Here is an 18,972-nt window from a genome sequence, read left to right on the forward strand (position 1 = left end):
AAGCCTTGGACACTGCCATGCCCCTTACCTGGACCTGCCTTCATCACCATGATCTCGATAAAGCAACGCTGTACGCTGTGCTACGCCTGCGCTGCGAAGTGTTCATCGTGGAGCAGCATTGCCCTTACCAAGACATCGACGACCGTGACCTGGCAGGCGACACCCACCACCTGCTAGCCCATGAAGACGGCCGGCTTGTGGCCTACCTGCGCCTGCTGGCACCTTGTGCCGAGGCACCGGCTGCCATTGGGCGGGTGCTCACGGCGCCTGAAGGGCGTGGCCGAGGGTTGGGCCATCAGTTGATGGAGCAGGCAATCGCCGCCTGCGAACGGCTATGGCCGGGTCAACCCCTCTACCTGTCGGCCCAGGCTCACCTGCAAACCTATTACGGGAGATACGGGTTCACCGCCGAGGGGGACAGCTACCTGGAGGATGGTATTCCTCACATCGATATGCACCGCAGCGGTCGGTGATGCCCTCCATGTCTCTGAACCTACGTGTCACACCGCTATGCTTGCTGCCTTGCCTATTAGGGGGGTCGGTGGTGCAGGCTGCCGCCCAACCCAGCCTGGCTCAGCTGATCAATGCCTACCGCGCGCGCCCTGCGGATTGCCCACGGCTGCCAGCTACCCCGGTGCCCGCATTGGTACTCAACCCAAAGCTTGCTTTGGCGCCTGGGTATGCCGGCGGCATGCGAGACGCGCTGAAGGCCAACGGCTATCAAGCGGCTACCGTCCGTGCCATCCGGCTCGACGGCCCGGAAAACAATCTAGTGGCCTTTGCTCAACTGCGTGCGGGGTATTGTGCGGCGCTGCTGGACGGCCAATACGCCGATATTGGCGTGAGCCAAGTAGGTACGCACTGGCAGGTGGTGTTGGCGCGGCCGCTGCTGGACACCAGCCTGAGCGATCCTAGGGCTGCGGCCCAAGCCTTGCTCGCCCAAGTCAATGCCGCGCGTGGGAAGCCACGCCTGTGCGGCGCTCAGCGCTTCAGTGCCGCCAAGCCCCTGGCCTGGAGCCCGGCACTGGCCTCAGCGGCGTTGCAGCACAGCCAGTCCATGGCCTTGGGCAATTACTTTGCCCATGCCGGCCCTCAGGGAGACACGCCTTATGACCGCGCCAGGGCCGCTGGCTACCGCGGCCGCCAGGTGGGCGAAAACATCGCGGCCGGGCAAGGATCACCCACGGCGGCCATGGCCGGCTGGCTGGCCAGCCCTGGCCACTGTGCCAACCTGATGAACCCGCTGTTCACCCAGGTAGGGGCCAGCTATACCGCCATGGCCGCGAGCCAGAACGGTATCTATTGGACCATGGTGTTCGGCGCGCCTTAAGGCCATACCCGCCCTTGTGCCCGGTGTACCATGGCCCTTTAGTCTTTCAAGGAAGCGGCGGCATGGGCGGGGTGCAGGTGGGGACTGAGGGTGGCCGTTACGCCGATGTGGCGATCATCGGCGGGGGCCTTAGCGGTGCGTTGCTGGCCATGCAACTGCTGCGCAGGCCTGGGCCTCGGCGTATCGTGATATTCGAACCCCGTGCCCAGGTAGGCCGGGGTGAGGCCTATAGTGCAGTGGCGCTGAGCCATACCCTCAACGGCAACGCGGCGCGCATGAGTATCGACCCTGATGCGCCCGATGACCTCACCCATTGGTTGACGGCTTTTATCGACGGTGGGGGTTGGCCAGCGTCTGCACTTCAGCGGGTGCCGGTCGCACAGTTGTTTCCCCCGCGCGGGGTGTTTGGCACCTATGCCCGGCAGCGGCTAACCGAGGCACTGGCATCGAGCCCCGGTTCCACACTGGAGCACGTGCGGGCCGAAGTGGTGGACCTGCGTATGCATGAGCAGGGGGCAGCGCTTGTGCTGGAAAACGGCACGCAATGGCAGGCTGCGCGGGTGGTGCTGGCCACGGGCGTATTTACGGCGGCTCGCACCCATCGCACAGGCGACGCTACATTCAGCGGCCTGGACCCCTGGGATATCCCCGCCATGGCCACCTTGCCCAAGGACGGGCGGGTCATGATCGTAGGCGCCGGCCTGACCATGATCGATGCATTGCTTTCCCTGGAGCAGGCAGGGCATCAGGGGCCGATCCAGGTGTTCTCTCGCCATGGCCTGTTGCCGCAGCCACGCCGGCAGCCACCGGACTGGGAGGATTTCCTGGCACAGTGGAGAGGCCCAGCCACACCCCGTGCATTGTCGGCCGAACTGCGTCGCCACTGCCGGCTTGCGGCTGAGCAGGGTGTGGATTGGCAGGCCCCTTTGGACACCGTACGGGCCCATGTGGGCCGCTTATGGCACCAGGCCAGCGAATTTCACCAGCGGCAGTTTGTGCGCCACCTGCGACCCTGGTGGGAAAGCCATCACCATCGCTCACCGCCCCAAGGCGCCGCGTTGCTGCAGCGGCTGCTTGCAGACGGCAGGCTAAGCATCGAAGCGGCAAGCCTGCAGAACGTGGTATCCATGCCCAATGGGGTGCAGTTGGCGCTCAAGCGCCGGGGTGAGGCTGTTACCCGCCTTATAGAGGGCGCGGCCGTCATCAATTCCAGTGGCATCGAATACGACTGGCGGCGCGTCGCCAAACCATTGCCCCAGCGATTGCTTGCTCAAGGGTTGGTAAAGCCCGGCCCCTTGGCGCTGGGCATCGATGCCGATGACGGCGGGGCGGTGAAGGATGCCCTAGGGCAGGCCTCGACTGTGCTGTTCTCCCTCGGGCCACCGTTGCGCGGCCTGTGGTGGGAAAGCACTGCTGTAACGGATGTGGCAGCGCAAGCGAAAGCGCTAGCTATCAGGCTGACTTGTGCCGAGGGAGTTCTGCTGTCCTGATGACGTCTGGGCCTGCCTCTTTTTGGCGCATTTTTACCTGATTTTCGTGTCAGGTTTCTTACAGCAAAAGGCTGTGGGTGGGCAAAACGCCACTGTCGGTGAATTGACGGCGGAAAACCGCTGAAAGCGGCTGAAAAGAGAACTTTTATCAATTAGTGGCACTTTGGAATAGTTCATGTAAATCAAGCAGATATACAAGTAACTGCGAAGCTGTTGGCAAATCGCCACATTACCGACGATCGGTAGGGCGGCGCCCATTGTTTTCCCCTTTGAGGCATGTGCATCATCGCGCCAGATTTTCCTATCCGGTCGGCCTGGCCTCGCAAAGGAGTGTTGCCAAATGATGAGCGTATTCGTAGTTGTAATGAGCATGTGCACAGCGTCCGAAGGCTGCCTGGACGAGCAGAAACCCACCACCTATGCCTCCCGGGCAGAATGCCTGGAAACCATGGCCACCATGCCAGTGGGCAGGGGAGTGAAATACCGCTGTGCGGCCACGCCCCAGTTCATGGTGAGCGAGTCGCGCAAGGCTACCCGCACGCACTTGGTGACCACCGCTTCGGAGGCGCCTATCAAGCCCTGAACCCAAGCGGGCATGACACCGTTCAGGCAGACGGATCCGGTGCTGTGACAGGCGCCAGGCGCTGCTGCCCTCTGCGTTGCCCCTTTTTCCAGCCTGCCGTTTTTGCCTTGCGCTAACGCTGAACGATCCCGCCCTCCCAAGGATCGAACAGGCGTTAAGTACAGCAAGGACTTTAAATGACTTCCACGCCTGAAGCGCCCCGGGCAGACCTGGGCAGCGGATTCGTGCGGGTGCGCGGCGCCCGTGAGCACAACCTAAAGAACGTGGACGTGGACGTACCGCGCAATGCCTTGGTGGTCTTTAGCGGGGTATCGGGTTCCGGCAAATCGTCGTTGGCCTTTGCCACGATCTATGCCGAAGCCCAGCGGCGTTATTTTGAATCCGTAGCGCCTTACGCGCGGCGCTTGATCGACCAAGCCGGTGTACCGGATGTGGGTAGCATCGAAGGCCTGCCGCCTGCGGTCGCCTTGCAACAGCAGCGCGGCACGCCTAATGCGCGGTCGTCGGTGGGCAGCGTAACGACGCTGTCGAGCCTGGTGCGCATGTTGTATTCGCGCGCCGGTAGTTACCCTACGGGCCAGCCTATGCTGTATGCCGAGGATTTTTCCGCCAATACACCGCAAGGTGCCTGTGACCATTGCCATGGGCTAGGGCGCGTGTTCGATGTGAGCGAAGCTTCGCTGGTGCCCGATCCTTCCCTGTCTATCCGCGAGCGTGCAGTGGCCGCCTGGCCCACGGCCTGGCAGGGCCAGAACCTGCGCGACATCCTGGTAACGCTGGGCTATGACGTAGACGTCCCCTGGCGGGACCTGCCACAAGCCCAGCGGGACTGGATTCTGTTCACCGAAGAAACGCCCACCGTGCCGGTGTATGCAGGCCTTTCTCCGGCCCAGGCCCGCGAGGCCCTTAAGCGCAAAGCCGAGCCCAGCTATCAAGGCACCTTTACCGGCGCCCGGCGCTATGTGCTGCATACCTTTGCCCACAGCCAGAGCGCAATGATGCGCAAACGGGTGGGGCAGTTCATGCGCGCCAACACATGCCCGGTGTGCGACGGCAAGCGGTTAAAGCCCGAAGCTTTGAGCGTAAAGTTTGCGGGGCTGGATATTGCCGAACTGTCGCGGTTGCCCTTGCAACGCCTGGGCGATGTGCTGGGCCCTGTGGCCAGTGCCGCTTACCTGACACAGGGCGAAGAACATGGCGATACCCTCACGCCTGCGCAGGTGAAGGCAGGGCGTGATGCACGCGTGGCTAAAGGGGGGAGCGAGCACGCGTCAGGCAAGGAGGTGCGCCATACCCCCAACCTGTCGGTGGAAAAGCGCCTGGCCGCGCAGCGTATCGCCAACGAGTTGCTTGAACGGCTGGCCACCTTGATAGAGCTAGGCCTTGGCTACCTGGACCTGGAGCGTAGTACCCCAACGTTGTCACCCGGTGAGCTACAGCGCCTGCGCCTGGCCACCCAGCTCAACTCTCAACTGTTTGGTGTTATCTATGTGCTGGACGAGCCCTCGGCGGGGCTTCATCCGGCGGATAGCCAAGCCTTGCTAGATGCCCTGGAGCGCCTCAAAGAGGCGGGTAATTCGGTGTTTGTGGTCGAGCATGACCTGGACACCCTGCGGCGTGCCGACTGGTTGGTGGACGTGGGGCCGGATGCTGGCGAACGGGGCGGGCAGGTGCTGTATAGCGGGCCACCCGCCGGCCTGGCCCACGTGGCTGATTCTCGAACCGCCGCCTACCTGTTCGACCGTCAGGCACCGCAAGCCAGGGCACCGCGCGCTGCTCAAGGCTGGCTAGCGCTCGAAGGCATTACACGCAACAACCTCAAGGGCTTGGATGTGCGCTTTCCTTTGGGTTGCCTGACCGCTGTGACAGGCGTGTCCGGCTCTGGCAAGTCCAGCCTGGTCAGCCAGGCTTTGCTTGAGCTGGTCAGCCAGCACTTGGGCCAGGCAACCGCCGCCGCACCCGAAGAGGAGCAAGGGCTGGATGATGAGCCAGCCCTGCCGGTGGAAGGTCGGATCGTGGAAGGCCTGGAGCACTTACGCCGCCTGGTCCCAGTAGACCAGAAGCCCATTGGGCGCACGCCACGGTCCAACCTGGCCACGTACACCGGGTTGTTCGATCACGTGCGCAAGCTGTTCGCGGCCACGCCCCAGGCCCGCGCACAGGGTTTTGACGCGGGCCAGTTCTCGTTCAACGTGGCCAAGGGGCGCTGCCCAACGTGTGAGGGCGAGGGTATGGTGAGTGTGGAGCTGTTGTTCATGCCCAGCGTCTATGCCCCTTGCCCGGTGTGCCACGGTGACCGTTATACCCCCGAAACCCTGGCGGTGCAGTGGCAAGGGCTGTCGATTGCCCAGGTGCTGAAGCTAACGGTGGAGGAGGCCTGTGAGGCGTTCAAGGACGAACCCGCCGTGCGTCGCTCGCTGGACGTGCTTCAGGACATCGGCCTGGGCTACCTGCGGCTGGGCCAGCCTGCGACGGAACTGTCGGGCGGTGAAGCGCAGCGTATCAAGCTGGCTACCGAGCTGCAGCGCAGCGCACGGGGGGCGGCGCTGTATGTATTGGATGAACCCACCACGGGCTTGCACCCCCAAGATGTGGACCGCCTGCTGGTACAGCTCAATCGCCTGGTAGAAGCAGGCCATACCGTTATTGTGGTGGAGCACGACATGCGTGTAGTGGCGGGCAGCGACTGGGTGCTGGATATCGGCCCTGGCGCGGGTACAGCAGGTGGAACGCTTGTGGCGCAGGGCACGCCACAGACGGTGGGACAGAGCAAAGCAAGCAGAACGGCGCCCTTCCTGGCGCAGGTGTTGAAACATTGAAACATTAGGCTGTGTACGAAATTTTTTGAAACGCCGGTTAGGCAAGGCAAAAGCCGGCGAGGAAGCGGACTGGGCCCGCACTCGGGTTTACTGGGTGTAAATGAGCATTCCGACTGGGCTGGCAATCCAGCCGGCTTTTAACGCGGCATAACCAAGTTTCAGAAGATTTCGTGCATAGCCTAGCGTCAAGCGGTGCCGTCAGACGCCACCAGCGCACCGCCCCCGGCCGCTCGCCAGCGGTCGCGGCCTGAATGCTTGGCGGCGTAGAGCAGGGCGTCCGCGCCTTTGATGATGGCGGCCGGGGAGGTGTCGTGTAGCGCTGGCTCACACACATACACACCGCAGCTGGCCGTCACGATGCTTCGGTCATTGTCTTGGTGGACGATGCCCAGCGCACGTATGCCTTCCAACACATCGTCGGCCACCTTGCACGCGCCTTCAAAGGGGGTGTTGGGCAGCAGCAAGGCAAGCTCCTCGCCCCCATACCGCACCGCCAGGTCACTGGTACGCCGAACCGTGGCCGACAGCACACTCGCCACGGCCTTGAGGCAGTCATCGCCAGCCGGGTGGCCGTAGCGGTCGTTGAACAGTTTGAAGCGGTCCAGGTCCAGCATCAGCATGGCAACCGGGTAGCTCAGGCGCCGCGCACGGCTTAGCTCGTCGATCAATGCAATGTCCAGTTTGCGCCGGTTGGCAAGGCCCGTAAGGCCGTCGTGGAAGGCCATCTGGTTGAGGCTTTCCTGGGCAGACCTAAGTGCCTGCTCCACGGCCATGCGCTGCTTGAACTCGCGCATCAGCGCCGCGCCGAACAGCCCGATGCCGCACCCCAGCACACCCAGCACGAGCAAGGTCTTGAACAGGTCCACTTTCCAGGGTTGTAGGGCAGAGTGCCGGGACAGCGCCGCCTGTACAACCAGAGGGTAGCCCCTGACCCTGCTGAAACCATAAACACGCCGCTCGCCGTCAAGGGGCGAGTTGAACTCGGCCGTCCCGCCGTCCATGTGGGGTAGGTATTGCGTGAACACCGGGCTATTGCCCAGGTTGACTCCAATGGCAGAGGGCACCACAGGCCGCCTGGCCAGCAGTGTTCCATCGGCTAGCAGCAGCACAAAGATGCCATGCGCATCGATTTCGAAGCTGGCGTAGAAGTCCTGGAAATAATTGAGCCGCAATGTCGCCAGGAATACACCGGCAAAGGTGCCATCCGGGTAATTGATGCGCCGTGAGACAGGAATCACCTGCTCCCCTGTGGAGCGGCTGGTGATCACCGGGCCAATGTGCAAACCATTGTCGGTGTGGTCGCGGTGCCAAGCGAAGTATTCCCGGTCGGCGTTGTTGGCGTTTGGCGGAGCCGAGTCCTTGTCAGTGACCAGCCAGCTGCCATCCGGGCCGTAGATGAACAAGCCATGCAGTTGTGGCAGCAGGCTGACTTGCCGCTTGAGCAGGCCATGCAGGCGCTCCGCATTCAGGTGATCCAGGCCGTCGCCTTCGATACGTTCGGTGATGCCGCCGAGCATCGAATCTACTTGGCGCAAGGCCCCTTCGGCATGCTGCTCGGTGGCACGAGCCAGGTTGGCCGCCGAGATACGTGCCTCATCGAGTGCGCGACCGTAGTCATGCCACAACCGCACGGCCTCTAACGCCACAATGATCGCGATGATGCCCAGTGTGAACACCAGGGTCAGCCGAATTACCCGCGCTGAGTGGATGCCGTGAACATCAGGAGGCGGGGGCATCGAAGTGGGCAGCATCCTGGTCCTTAGGGCATTGGCCCATTGGAAAGTAGGGACAGTCTGGCAGTGGCTGCCAGATACGTCTACCGGTAACCCTCGGCCTGCAGGGTGAATAGGCCCGCATACCGGCCGCCCTGAGCCATCAGGCTGTCATGGCTACCTTGCTCCAGAATGTGCCCATGTTCCAGCACCAGAATATGCCTGGCATTGCGCACGCTGGAGAAACGGTGGGAGATCAGCACGCTCATCCGGCCTTGGGCATAGGTGCGGAAGCGCTCGAACACGGCGGCTTCTGCCGCAGCGTCCAAGGCCGCGGTGGGCTCGTCCAAGATAAGCAAGTCGGCTTCACGGCGCATGTAGGCGCGAGACAAGGCGATTTTCTGCCATTGCCCCCCCGACAGCTCCTGGCCGCCAAGGAACCACTTGCCCAGTTGCGTCTGGTAACCCTGTGGCAGGTGTTCAATAAAAGGCGCTGCCAGGCCTTGGGCGGCTGCTTCATGCCAGCGTGCTTCGTCGTGGAAGGCGTCCACGTCACCGACACCCAGGTTTTCGCCCACTTTCATCTGATAGCGCAAGTAATCTTGGAAAATGACCCCGATGCGGCGATGCAGGGCGTGAGGGTCCCAGGTTTGCAAGTCGCTGCCATCGAGCAGGATGCGCCCTGTGGTGGGGCTGTACAGGCGGGTGAGCAATTTGATCAGGGTGGTTTTGCCCGAACCGTTTTCCCCTACCAGGGCCAGGCTCTGCCCAGGCGCCACCTGGAAATGGATGTCCCTGAGTGCGGGGCGCGTGGCACCTGGATAGGTAAAGCCCACGCCTTCGAAGCGCACCCCATCGCCGGGCCGCACACCTTCGGTCAAGGTGCCACCGGCTACAGGTACCGGTTGTGCCAGGTAATCGTACAGGTTGGTCAGGTACAAGCCGTCTTCATACAAGCCGCCGATGGCGCTGAGGCTGGCACCGATTGCCGCCTGCCCTTGTTTGAACAGCACCAGGTACATGGTCATCTGCCCCAGGGTGGTCGTGCCGTTGACGGTGTCCAGCACCACCCAGGCGTAGGCCAGGTAAAAACCCGAAGTGCCCAGCAACCCTAATACAAACCCCCAGCCATCGCGGCGCAATGTGAGCCGCCGGTCTTCGGCATAGAGCCGGGCAAAGGTGTCCCGGTAGCGCTGTAGCAGCAGGGGAGCGATCCCGAACAGGCGCACTTCCTTGATATGGGCTTCCTGGGACAGCAAAGCTTCAATGTAGCTTTGCTGGCGCGACTCGGGAGCGCGCCGGGTAAACAGGCGAAAGGCATCTCCGGAAAAATGCGTCTCTGAGAAAAACACCGGCAAGGCGGCTATCACCAGTATCGCCAGCGCCCACGGCGAAAACTGAACTAGCAGCACGGCAAAGCTGCCCAGCGCCACCATGTTTTGGACAAGGCCCAAGGATTTGACCACCAGCCCCAAGGGGCGAGTGGAGGCGTCCCGGCGCACGCGGACCAGTTTGTCGTAGAATTCAGAGTCCTCGAACTGCAGTAGCGATAGGGTCTGGGCTTTTTCAAGGATCAGCAGGTTTACCTTCTGGCCCAACTGAACCCGCAGCAGAGCTTGCTGGACGGACAGCGCTCGCTGGGTACCGGCCAGCAGGGCCAGCACCCCGGCTTCGGCCAACACATACCGCAGCACCGGCCAGAGCGGGGCCTGGCCCAGGCGTGCGTGCAGCTCCATGGCTTCAAGCACGGCATCGACGATACGTTGGCCGATCCAGGCCGCTACTGCGGGTAGCACGCCTGCCATCAGCGTGGCGATCACCAGGCCGATAAAGAGCCTCCGGGAGGTTCCCCATACCAGCGCAATGGCACGGCGGGCCTGATCCGGAAAAGCGGCAAAAAGGTGCAGGCGCGACATCAGTGAAGGCTCCAGGGCGTGCGTAGGCGCCACTTGGACCGCTTCGCTGGGCAGAAGGTCACGTGGGCAGGCTGGCTGCCGGGCCTGTCAGCAAAAGGCCGCGTCAGGTCACAACGCGGCCTCAGGAGAGCGGCGGGAGGTGTCAGCTCACTGCGATACGGTCCAGCGTGACCGGTTTGAGGCGCGGCGTAAGCGTATGGATCACTGCAATGGCAATCAGGTAGGCGCTACCGGCCACGATAAAGATCGGCTGGTAAGACTTGAACACTTCCAGGATATAGCCGTTGTAAGTGGTCATCAGCATACCGCCCATGGCGCCGGCCATACCGCCGATACCGATGACCGAGGCCACGGCTTCCTTGGGGAACATGTCTGAGGGCAAGGTCATCAGGTTGGCAGACCAGGCCTGGTGCGCGGCGGCAGCCAGGCCGATGATGCCTACCACCAGCCACAGGCTAGAGACGAACTGTGCGCTCACGATTGGAATCACCGCCAGGGCGCAGATCAGCATGGTGGTCTTGCGGGAGGCGTTGGCTGTGCGGCCATTCTTCATCTGCTTTGACGAGCCCCAGCCGCCCAACACCGAGCCCAGGTCCGCCAGCAGGTAAATGGCGATCAGAGGTGGGCCAAAGCTTTTCAGGTTCAGGCCATAGGTTTTGCCCAGGAAGTCTGGCAGCCAGAACAGGTACAGCCACCACACCGGGTCGGTGAGAAACTTGCCAGCCGCATAGGCCCAGGTTTCCCGGAAGGTTAGCAGCTTGAACCACGAGATTTTTACAGGGGCAGCGGGCTTGGCCGATACCGGGGTCGTGTCGGACTGGATGTAGGCCAGCTCCGCCGGGCTGACGCCGGGGTGTTCGTGGGGGCGCCGGTACATCAGTAGCCAGGCGAACAGCCACAAACAGCTCACTAGGCCGATGGCAATAAATGCCGTGCGCCAGCCCCACGCCAGTGTAATGGCAGGCACCAACAGCGGGGTGATGATCGGCCCCATGGCGGTGCCAGCGTTGAAGATGCCGGTCGCCTGAGCCCGTTCTTTCTGGGGAAACCACTCGGAAACCGCCTTGAGGCTGGCAGGGAAACTACCGGATTCACCGAACCCCAAGGTAAACCGAGCCACTGCGAATTGAGTAACAGTACTGATAAGACCGTGGCCAATACTGGCCACTGTCCACACTGTAAAAGCCAGCGCATAACCTATGCGGACACCTACTTTATCGATTAAGCGGCCGAATGTTAGAAAACCGATGGCATACGCACATTGGAACCAGAAAACGATACTGGCGTAATCGGTCTCAGACCATTTAAGTTCAGCCGCCAAGGTGGGCTTTAAAATACCGATCATCTGTCGATCGATATAGTTGATGCCGATGGCTATAAACAGCAGTGCGCAAATAACCCAACGGTATTTGCTTACATACGATTGTTCTTGGACAAGCGGGCGTGCTGTCGCGTGAACATGAGGAGGGACCTGTGTTGTCATGTGTAGTGGCTTCCGTTGTTATTTTTATTGACCGTACTACCGGTTTACCTGCCGAAATGGCGCAGGTTGTATTTGTACGACATCCTATGAGATATCCTATGAGTAGGTGGCGAGGCTGTCAATGCGGTGAGTGGTGCAGCAAATGCGTGAATAGCGGCCAATAAAAAAGGCAGCCTGTCAAAGGCTGCCTTCAAGGTTACCGCAGGTGTGTCACGCCACAGCTGGGCGCCGTGCGTACCAACCGTAGGCCGCAATCACGGCATAGCACACAGCAGGTACTGCCAGGGACATACCCAAGGTGGTGACGTCCGCTGCATAGCCTGTCAGGGGCGGCACAATGGCCCCGCCCACAATGGCACAACAGATCAAGCCTGAGCCTTCAGCAGCGCGTTTGCCGAGGCCTTCGCACGCAAGGGCGAAAATAGTCGGGAACATCACCGAGTTGAACAGGCCAATGGCCAGGATCGACCAGCCCGCGAGGGCGCCATGGGTGGTCGCAGCGCTGGCAATCAACACCATCACCATCACGGCGGCACAAGCCAGTACTTTGCCGGGAGCGAAGGTGCGCAACAGCGCCGCACCGATAAACCGGCCTACCATCGCGCCGCCCCAGTAATAGGCCACATGCTTGCCGGCCAGTTCGGCATTGAAGCCAAAGGTAGAGTCCTGCATCAGGAAGTTGGTCAGCAGGCTACCGATGGCCACTTCTGCGCCTACATAGCAGAACAGGCAGGCGGCACCGAAGGCAAACCGGGGCTGCTTTAGCAGGCTCAGCGCCGAGAGGGGGTTGGCGCCTTCACTGGCGCCTGAGAAGGGAAGCTGCTTGCGCTGTTGCCATACCAGCAGGGCCACCAGCACCAATGCCAATGCAATGCCTGCGTAGGTATTGCTTATCACTTTGGCTTCTTCGGCTAGGTACGCCGCCAGTGCTGAACCTGACAAGGTAGCAGGGTCGACCTGGCTCAACGTTCCCAGGATCAACATAGCGCCTAGGTAAGGGGCCACGGTAGTACCCAAGGAGTTGAAGGCTTGGGCAAAGGTTACCCGGCTGTGAGCGGTTCCTTTGTCGCCCAGCAGCGAAATCAGGGGATTGGCCACGACCTGCACAATGGTTACGCCGATGGCCAATACGAACAGTGCGATCAGAAAGGCGCCAAACAGGCCAACCAGTGCGGCAGGGATGAACAATACACAACCGGCCGCCATGGTCACCAGGCCAATGGCTGCGGCCCGCATATAGCCGATGCGGGCAATCAGCAGGCCAGCGGGGATCGAGGCGATCACATAGGCCAGGAAGAACGACGATTGCACCAGCATGGCTTCAGCGTACGTGAGGCTGAACAGGCTTTTGAGCTTAGGGATCAGGATATCGTTGAGGCTGGTGATGCCACCAAAGATGAAAAACAAAGCAAAAACGAACAAGCTCAACCGCTGGACGTTGGCAATGCCTGGGGTGGTGTGTTCCGGAGTTACTGCAACGGTGTTATCCGTCATGGCCGCGGTCCTGTTTGTTATCGGGCAATGGGTCAGTTTTGTGATCCGATAGGGGCAAGCCAGGCGTCTGCAGGAGGCGACCCAGAAACCCGGATATCGTGACGATGAACTGAAACCAGCGAAGCGGGAAAGTTCAGGCTTCCCGGCACGGGACAGGCTTTGGAACGCGGGTTTTCGCTATTTGCGGACAGATGGTCAGGTGACCAGTGGCCAGAGCGGCGGACGCTGGCATTGGCCAGGACGAATCTGGGGCGGCGTTATAGCAGGGGGAAGGGCGAGGGTCAATCAAGCGAAGCGGCAGTGGAGGTGGTTTCGTAGGTGAAAGAAGGGCAGCTGGGCTGCCCTCTATGGAGCATCCTTCAGCCTCGGCGGCTATTGCTGCTTTGGCTGCCCTTGCGCTGACTGTCGGAGGATTTTCCTGTGGTGGAGGTGCTGCCGCTGGACGCCTGTCCGCCTTTTCTGCCGGCTTCGGCTGCTTTTTCCTTATCGTTCGCAAAGTTGCCTGGATTGCTATTTCCGGTCTTGGCCATGATGCACTCCTAGTATCAAGTTTGGATGCCCCTAAAGTGGGACATAATATAGGACATGCAGGGCGGCAGCGTTTGTTCCCCAAAGGCTTTTCTGGCCGATCAATGGTATTAAAGTTAAATTTATGAAACTACCGTTTCGTTATAAGTGACGGGGCATGCATTAAATACCATGGTATTAAAGGTATAGCAGCGAGTTATAAGCGTGAGGTGTGTTTGCGGCAGGTTTGGGGCAAACAAACCCTGGCAACGCCAGGGTTCAAGAGGGCATTCGGGGTTCACCCGTTAGCGCGATCGTCATAACCGCCTTGCTGCAAGTACTGCAGCTTGTGAAATTCGCCTTTGCTGTCCTGGTACACCATGGTCACCGGTACTACGCCGGACTTATTGCTCACGTCCGTCTTGGAAATGACCTTCTGGATGTCCATGTGCATCCCGTAGTGGTAGGCCTCTACGGGCAGTTTATCGATAACGCTGCGCTCCGCGCCATCCTGGGCATAGGCACCCGTGGTGAAGGCAATACTCAAGGCGGCAATGGCAAAGGCGGTTTTCATGGCTCGATTCCTCGTAGGCAATGGTTTTCGTTGAAGCCATTACACCGCCAAGCAGGCCGTTCGAGAAATCGAACACTGTGCTGAAAGGAATCACCTTTTTTGATAGTTGTATCAATGCGCTCTAAATGTGAAGCGCCTGCCCCAGTGCCCGCATAGCCGCCTCCTGTACCGCTTCACCTAACGTAGGATGAGCATGCACCGTTCCAGCGATGTCCTCCAGCCGTGCACCCAGCTCCAGGGATTGGCTGAACGCCGCTGCCAGCTCAGACACACCTGGGCCTACGGCTTGCCACCCGAGAATCAGGTGGTCGCTGCTTCGCGCTACCACCCTTACGAACCCCGCTGTGGCCCCCAGCGTCATGGCACGGCCATTGGCAGCGAAGGGGAACATAGCGACCAAAGCGCCGGTGCCGGCCTGCTCAGGTGTCTGCCCCGCTACCACAATCTCCGGGTCGGTGTAGCACACGGCGGCAATGGCGGCTGGGGTAAAGGCCCGGGTATGGCCTGCGATCACTTCGGCAACCATCTCACCCTGTGCCATGGCCCGGTGGGCGAGCAGCGGCTCGCCTGTCAGGTCGCCGATAGCCCATACGTTGGTCATGCTGGTGCGGCAGGTATCGTCGATGCGCACCGCTCGGCCGGCCATGGCCAGGTTCAGCCGTTCCAGCCCGTAGCCCGTGGTACGCGGTACCCGCCCTGCGGCTACTAACACCCGGTCGGTGTCCAATGTGTGGGTACCACCGGCAGGGTCACGCAGGGTAAGCCGCTGTGCAGCCGGGTCATAGCCTTCCACGGCATGGCCCGGCAACAGCGTGATACCCAGGTAACGCATCCGGTCGATCACAGGCTGTGTGAGCTCGCCGTCGTAGGCGGGAAGCAGGCGCGGCTGTGCTTCGATAACGGTCACGTTTACCCCGAGCTTGCGGTAGGCGATGCCCAGCTCCAACCCGATGTAGCCACCCCCCACAACGGCCAGGTGACGGGGCAGGGTAGTAGGAGACAGGGCGCCAGTCGAATCCACAATGGCCCCACCCATTGGAAGGCCGGGCAGTGCCACGCTGCACGAACCCGTGGCCAATACCAGGTGCTGGCAGTGGATACGTGTGTCGCCGACCTCCACGGTCTTGCCATCTACGATTTGCCCGTGGCCGTGAATAACCTTGACCTTGTGCTTTCTGAGCAGGCCTGCCACGCCTGTGGTCAAGCGGTCCACCACGGTGTTTTTCCAGTCAATGGCCTGGGTCAGGTCCAAGGTTGGCGCACCTGCGGTAACGCCGAAGGGGTTCGGGGCTTGCACCTGATGAAAATGCTCGGCCACATGGATCAGTGCCTTGGAGGGGATGCAGCCGACGTTAAGGCAGGTTCCTCCCAAGGTGTCAGCTTCCACCAGTACCGTGGGTAGGCCCAGCTGGCCCGCGCGGATAGCCGTGACATAGCCGCCAGGGCCGCCGCCTAGAACAAGCAGTGTGGTGTGCAACGTGTTCATGGGTGGCCCTTAATCGATAAAGAGGGTGGCAGGCTGTTCGAGCAGGTGTCGTACGGCCTGGATAAAGCGTGCCGCGTCCATGCCGTCGACGACCCGGTGATCGAAGGAACTGGACAGGTTCATCATCTTGCGCACCACCACTTGGCCCTCTACCACCACAGGCCGCTCCACCATGCGGTTGACGCCCACGATGGCCACCTCCGGCAGGTTGAGCACAGGGGTCGATGCAATACCGCCCAAGGCGCCCAGGCTGGTGAGGGTGATGGTGGAGCCGGACAGGATGTCCCGTTCGGCCTTGCCATGGCGTGCGGCCTCTGCGATACGGGTGATTTCCTGGGCATTGCCCCACAGGTCGCGCTGGTGGGCACTGCGCAATACAGGCACCAGCAAGCCATGGTCACTTTGGGTGGCGATGCCCACATGCACCGCGCTATGGCGTTCGATCACCTGTTCTTCATCGTTGTAACGTGCATTGAGCTGGGGAAAGTCTCGCAAGGCCACCACCAGCGCGCGCACCAGCAGCGGCAGCAGCGTCAGGCGCCCTCGCGTCTGGCCCCACCGGGTGTTGAGTTGCTGGCGCAGCTGTTCCAGGGCTGTGACGTCGATTTCCTCCACATAGCTGAAATGCGCCGCACGGCGGGTGGCCTCCTGCATGCGCTCGGCAATCTTGCGCCGCAGGCCGATCACCGGCACCCGCTGGACCTGTTCCACACTGGCAGGTGTTCGAACAGGTTGGCTGAGGGAGTCCAGGTCTGCATGGACGATACGGCCTGCCGGGCCGCTGCCAGCCACCTTGGACAAGTCGATGCCGCTGTCCCAGGCACGCTTGCGGACGGCGGGAGACGCCAAGGGGCGTTCCAGGGCTTCACGGGCCGGGGCCGTGGTTGCCACAGGTTCGGGTGCACTCACCACGGCTTTTTCAACAGGTGCAGCAACCGGAGCAGTCACAGGCGTCTGCACGGGTTCAGGGTGTGCGGCGTCCTTGACGTTACCGCTGCCTTCCACCTCCAGCCGAATCAGCTCGCTGCCCACGGCCATGGTCTGCCCAGGCGTAGCCCCCAGGGCGAGCACGCGGCCCCTGACCGGACTGGGTATTTCCACGGTGGCTTTGTCGGTCATGACGTCGGCCAGCACCTGGTCTTCGGTCACCGTATCGCCCACGTTTACGAACCACTCCACCAGTTCTACCTGGGCGATGCCTTCGCCAATGTCCGGCATCTTGATCACATGCTGGCCCATCAGCGCACCTCCATAACGCGTTTGAGGGCGGCGCCGACGCGGTCAGGCCCGGGGAAGTACGCCCATTCCTGGGCATGAGGGTAGGGCGTGTCCCACCCGGCGACTCGCTCGATAGGGGCTTCAAGCCAATAGAAGCAATGCTCCTGAACCAGCGCCAGCAACTCGGCGCCCAGGCCGCAGGTTTGGGTGGCTTCGTGCACGATCACGCAGCGGCGCGTTTTTTTCACCGAGGCCACAAGGGTGTCCAGGTCCAGCGGCCACAGGCTGCGCAGGTCGATAACCTCGGCATCGATGCCGGTCTCGTTGGCGGCGGCCACTGCCACGTGCACCGTGGTGCCGTAGGTGATCACGGTCACAGCAGTGCCCTCACGTACCACCGCGGCGCTGTCCAGTGGGACCCGGTAATACCCTTCAGGCACTGCGCTGGCAGCATGGGCAGACCACGCTGTCACCGGGCGATCGTGATGGCCGTCGAAAGGCCCGTTGTACAGCCGCTTGGGTTCCAGGAAAATCACCGGGTCGTCGCATTCGATCGCCGAGATCAGCAGCCCCTTGGCGTCGTAGGGGTTGGACGGCATGACCGTGCGCAGCCCGCATACTTGGGTAAAGATTGCTTCCGGGCTCTGGCTGTGGGTCTGGCCGCCGTAAATGCCGCCACCACAGGGCATGCGAACGGTGATGGGCGCAGTGAAGTCACCCGCAGAGCGGAAGCGCAGCCGCGCGGCCTCGGAGGTGAGCTGGTCATAGGCCGGATAGACATAGTCAGCGAACTGGATTTCGGCTACCGGTCGCAGCCCATAGGCGCCCATGCCCACGGCCACGCCCACAATGCCACTTTCGGAAATGGGCGTATCAAACACCCGGCTTTTGCCATACTTGGCCTGCAGGCCTTCGGTACAGCGGAACACGCCGCCGAAGTAGCCCACGTCTTCCCCGAACGTCACAACGGTGGGGTCCTGTTCCAGCATCACGTCCAGTGCGCTACGGATTGCCTGCACCATGGTCATGGGGCGAGTGTCCTGCGTCACGCGGGGGTGGTCGATCACTTGGGTACTGGTCATCGGGTCAAATCCCCATCTGCTGGCGCTGGCGCTGCAGGTGCGCAGGCATGTCGTGGTACACGTCTTCGAAAATGGTCGCTGCACTGGCATAGGCACTGCCGCCCAAGGTGCCATGGGCCTCGGCCTCACGGGTGGCGGTGATCACCTCCTGCTCCAGCTCGGCCACCAGCTCGGCATGGCGGGCGTCTGACCATTCGCCCAGCACGATCAGGTGCTGCTTGAGCCGTGCGATAGGGTCCCCCAGTGGGAAGTGCGCCCAGTCGTCCGCCGGGCGGTATTTGGACGGGTCATCGGAGGTGGAGTGGGGGCCTGCGCGGTAGGTCACCCACTCGATCAACGTAGGCCCCAGGTTGCAGCGGGCACGCTCGGCTGCCCAGCGGGAGGCGGCATGCACGGCCAGGAAGTCGTTGCCGTCCACCCGTAATGAGGCGATTCCGCTGCCCACCCCACGGCCGGCGAAGGTGGTGGCTTCACCGCCCGCGATGTGCTGAAAACTGGAGATGGCCCATTGGTTGTTGACCACGTTCAGAATGACCGGGGCCCGGTACACATGGGCGAAGGTGAGCGCGGTGTGGAAATCCGATTCGGCTGTGGAGCCGTCACCTATCCAAGCCGAAGCAATGCGTGTATCGCCCCGTATGGCCGACGCCATGGCCCAGCCGACCCCCTGCACGAACTGGGTGGCCAGGTTGCCGGAAATGCTGAAGAACCCAGCGGCCTTGTTGGAGTACATCACAGGCAGCTGGCGCCCTTTGAGCGGGTCGCACTCGTTTGAAAACAATTGGCAGATCATCTCGAACAACGGCACCCGGCGCGCCAGCAGAATGCTTTGCTGGCGGTACGTAGGGAAGCACATGTCATCGTCACGAAGGGCCATGGCGTGGGCCGTACCGATGGCTTCTTCGCCCAGGCTCTGCACATAGAAGGACATCTTTTTCTGCCGCTGGGCCGTGACCATGCGGCTATCGAACACGCGCGTCTTGACCATGGTGCGAAGGCCAGCGTGCAAGGTTTCCACCGCGATGGGCTCGGCCCAAGGCCCCACAGCCTGCCCAGACTCATCCAGCACTCGAATCAGGCCGACGGCGAGGTCGGCCGTGTCTCGGGCGTCGATGTCCGGGGGCGGCTTGCAGGCACTGCCCGCTGGCTGTAACTGCAGAAAACTGAAATCGGTCTGGCAGCCGGGCCGGCCCGACGGTTCGGGCACATGCAGGCGTAGCGGTTCACTGGCGTTCACGTCTCACAACCCTCGATCTTGTGTTTATTGGGGAGTTGCTG

At 61.8% G+C, this 18,972-nt stretch carries 15 protein-coding genes; 5 read left to right on the forward strand and 10 right to left on the reverse strand.

What is annotated here, in order from left to right; translation table 11 throughout:
• The first annotated feature begins 17 nt into the window (after nt 1–17).
• The 5 genes from ACSAMW_RS02440 to ACSAMW_RS02460 all read left to right on the forward strand — a co-directional run bounded on the left by ACSAMW_RS02440 (nt 18) and on the right by ACSAMW_RS02460 (nt 6,222).
• Entirely contained in the window at nt 18–473 is a 456-nt protein-coding gene (locus ACSAMW_RS02440) for a GNAT family N-acetyltransferase (protein WP_500592498.1), read from the forward strand.
• Nucleotides 473–1,330, forward strand: coding sequence for a CAP domain-containing protein (locus ACSAMW_RS02445; RefSeq protein ID WP_500592499.1), 858 nt, complete (start codon nt 473–475; stop codon nt 1,328–1,330). The genes ACSAMW_RS02440 and ACSAMW_RS02445 overlap by 1 nt, the downstream gene beginning before the upstream one ends.
• 62 nt (nt 1,331–1,392) lie before the next feature.
• Nucleotides 1,393–2,820: an FAD/NAD(P)-binding protein gene (locus ACSAMW_RS02450; RefSeq protein ID WP_500592500.1), complete on the forward strand. Its 1,428-nt coding sequence runs from the start codon at nt 1,393–1,395 to the stop codon at nt 2,818–2,820.
• A 340-nt stretch (nt 2,821–3,160) separates the two neighbouring features.
• Nucleotides 3,161–3,403 carry a hypothetical protein gene (locus ACSAMW_RS02455; protein ID WP_500592501.1) on the forward strand — a complete coding sequence of 81 codons (243 nt, stop codon included), beginning with the start codon at nt 3,161–3,163 and terminating at the stop codon, nt 3,401–3,403.
• Between the two features lie 176 nt (nt 3,404–3,579).
• The gene (locus tag ACSAMW_RS02460; protein ID WP_500592502.1) at nt 3,580–6,222 is read left to right on the forward strand and encodes an excinuclease ABC subunit UvrA; all 2,643 of its coding nucleotides are present in this window, start codon (nt 3,580–3,582) and stop codon (nt 6,220–6,222) included.
• A gap of 185 nt (nt 6,223–6,407) precedes the next feature.
• On the opposite strand, the gene ACSAMW_RS02465 is transcribed toward ACSAMW_RS02460, so the two are convergent.
• The 10 genes from ACSAMW_RS02465 to ACSAMW_RS02510 form a co-directional block, all read right to left on the reverse strand.
• The gene (locus ACSAMW_RS02465) at nt 6,408–7,958 is read right to left on the reverse strand and encodes a sensor domain-containing diguanylate cyclase (protein WP_500592503.1); all 1,551 of its coding nucleotides are present in this window, start codon (nt 7,956–7,958) and stop codon (nt 6,408–6,410) included.
• Nucleotides 7,959–8,038: 80 nt separating this feature from the next.
• On the reverse strand, nt 8,039–9,850 hold the full coding sequence (locus ACSAMW_RS02470; protein ID WP_500592504.1) for an ABC transporter ATP-binding protein: 1,812 nt from the start codon (nt 9,848–9,850) through the stop codon (nt 8,039–8,041).
• Between the two features lie 142 nt (nt 9,851–9,992).
• Nucleotides 9,993–11,333: an MFS transporter gene (locus ACSAMW_RS02475; protein WP_500592505.1), complete on the reverse strand. Its 1,341-nt coding sequence runs from the start codon at nt 11,331–11,333 to the stop codon at nt 9,993–9,995.
• 210 nt (nt 11,334–11,543) lie between these two features.
• Nucleotides 11,544–12,827: a sugar MFS transporter gene (locus tag ACSAMW_RS02480; RefSeq protein WP_500592506.1), complete on the reverse strand. Its 1,284-nt coding sequence runs from the start codon at nt 12,825–12,827 to the stop codon at nt 11,544–11,546.
• A 359-nt stretch (nt 12,828–13,186) separates the two neighbouring features.
• Complete coding sequence (locus tag ACSAMW_RS02485; RefSeq protein WP_500592507.1) at nt 13,187–13,357, reverse strand: con-10 family general stress protein; 171 nt, start codon at nt 13,355–13,357, stop codon at nt 13,187–13,189.
• 275 nt (nt 13,358–13,632) lie between these two features.
• Nucleotides 13,633–13,908 carry a DUF2790 domain-containing protein gene (locus ACSAMW_RS02490; RefSeq protein WP_500592508.1) on the reverse strand — a complete coding sequence of 92 codons (276 nt, stop codon included), beginning with the start codon at nt 13,906–13,908 and terminating at the stop codon, nt 13,633–13,635.
• A gap of 121 nt (nt 13,909–14,029) precedes the next feature.
• On the reverse strand, nt 14,030–15,394 hold the full coding sequence (lpdA, locus tag ACSAMW_RS02495; protein ID WP_500592509.1) for a dihydrolipoyl dehydrogenase: 1,365 nt from the start codon (nt 15,392–15,394) through the stop codon (nt 14,030–14,032).
• Nucleotides 15,395–15,403: 9 nt separating this feature from the next.
• Nucleotides 15,404–16,633 (reverse strand): dihydrolipoamide acetyltransferase family protein, encoded by a 1,230-nt coding sequence (locus tag ACSAMW_RS02500; protein ID WP_500592510.1) that lies wholly within the window; start codon nt 16,631–16,633, stop codon nt 15,404–15,406.
• Nucleotides 16,633–17,694 (reverse strand): alpha-ketoacid dehydrogenase subunit beta, encoded by a 1,062-nt coding sequence (locus ACSAMW_RS02505; protein ID WP_500592511.1) that lies wholly within the window; start codon nt 17,692–17,694, stop codon nt 16,633–16,635. The genes ACSAMW_RS02500 and ACSAMW_RS02505 overlap by 1 nt, the downstream gene beginning before the upstream one ends.
• Nucleotides 17,695–17,698: 4 nt before the next feature.
• Nucleotides 17,699–18,931: a thiamine pyrophosphate-dependent enzyme gene (locus tag ACSAMW_RS02510; protein WP_500592512.1), complete on the reverse strand. Its 1,233-nt coding sequence runs from the start codon at nt 18,929–18,931 to the stop codon at nt 17,699–17,701.
• Nucleotides 18,932–18,972 lie beyond the last annotated feature (41 nt).

The sequence above is a fragment of the Pseudomonas sp. AB39(2026) genome (genome assembly GCF_059831485.1).

Excerpts from the sequence above, each read along its gene's own strand:
- lpdA (WP_500592509.1), bottom strand. The coding sequence starts at position 15,394 with ATGAACACGTTGCACACCACACTGCTTGTTCTAGGCGGCGGCCCTGGC.
- ACSAMW_RS02500 (WP_500592510.1), bottom strand. The coding sequence starts at position 16,633 with ATGGGCCAGCATGTGATCAAGATGCCGGACATTGGCGAAGGCATCGCC.
- ACSAMW_RS02470 (WP_500592504.1), bottom strand. The coding sequence starts at position 9,850 with ATGTCGCGCCTGCACCTTTTTGCCGCTTTTCCGGATCAGGCCCGCCGT.
- ACSAMW_RS02445 (WP_500592499.1), top strand. The coding sequence starts at position 473 with ATGCCCTCCATGTCTCTGAACCTACGTGTCACACCGCTATGCTTGCTG.
- ACSAMW_RS02475 (WP_500592505.1), bottom strand. The coding sequence starts at position 11,333 with ATGACAACACAGGTCCCTCCTCATGTTCACGCGACAGCACGCCCGCTT.
- ACSAMW_RS02485 (WP_500592507.1), bottom strand. The coding sequence starts at position 13,357 with ATGGCCAAGACCGGAAATAGCAATCCAGGCAACTTTGCGAACGATAAG.
- ACSAMW_RS02440 (WP_500592498.1), top strand. The coding sequence starts at position 18 with ATGCCCCTTACCTGGACCTGCCTTCATCACCATGATCTCGATAAAGCA.
- ACSAMW_RS02450 (WP_500592500.1), top strand. The coding sequence starts at position 1,393 with ATGGGCGGGGTGCAGGTGGGGACTGAGGGTGGCCGTTACGCCGATGTG.
- ACSAMW_RS02490 (WP_500592508.1), bottom strand. The coding sequence starts at position 13,908 with ATGAAAACCGCCTTTGCCATTGCCGCCTTGAGTATTGCCTTCACCACG.
- ACSAMW_RS02480 (WP_500592506.1), bottom strand. The coding sequence starts at position 12,827 with ATGACGGATAACACCGTTGCAGTAACTCCGGAACACACCACCCCAGGC.
- ACSAMW_RS02460 (WP_500592502.1), top strand. The coding sequence starts at position 3,580 with ATGACTTCCACGCCTGAAGCGCCCCGGGCAGACCTGGGCAGCGGATTC.
- ACSAMW_RS02465 (WP_500592503.1), bottom strand. The coding sequence starts at position 7,958 with ATGCCCCCGCCTCCTGATGTTCACGGCATCCACTCAGCGCGGGTAATT.
- ACSAMW_RS02505 (WP_500592511.1), bottom strand. The coding sequence starts at position 17,694 with ATGACCAGTACCCAAGTGATCGACCACCCCCGCGTGACGCAGGACACT.
- ACSAMW_RS02455 (WP_500592501.1), top strand. The coding sequence starts at position 3,161 with ATGATGAGCGTATTCGTAGTTGTAATGAGCATGTGCACAGCGTCCGAA.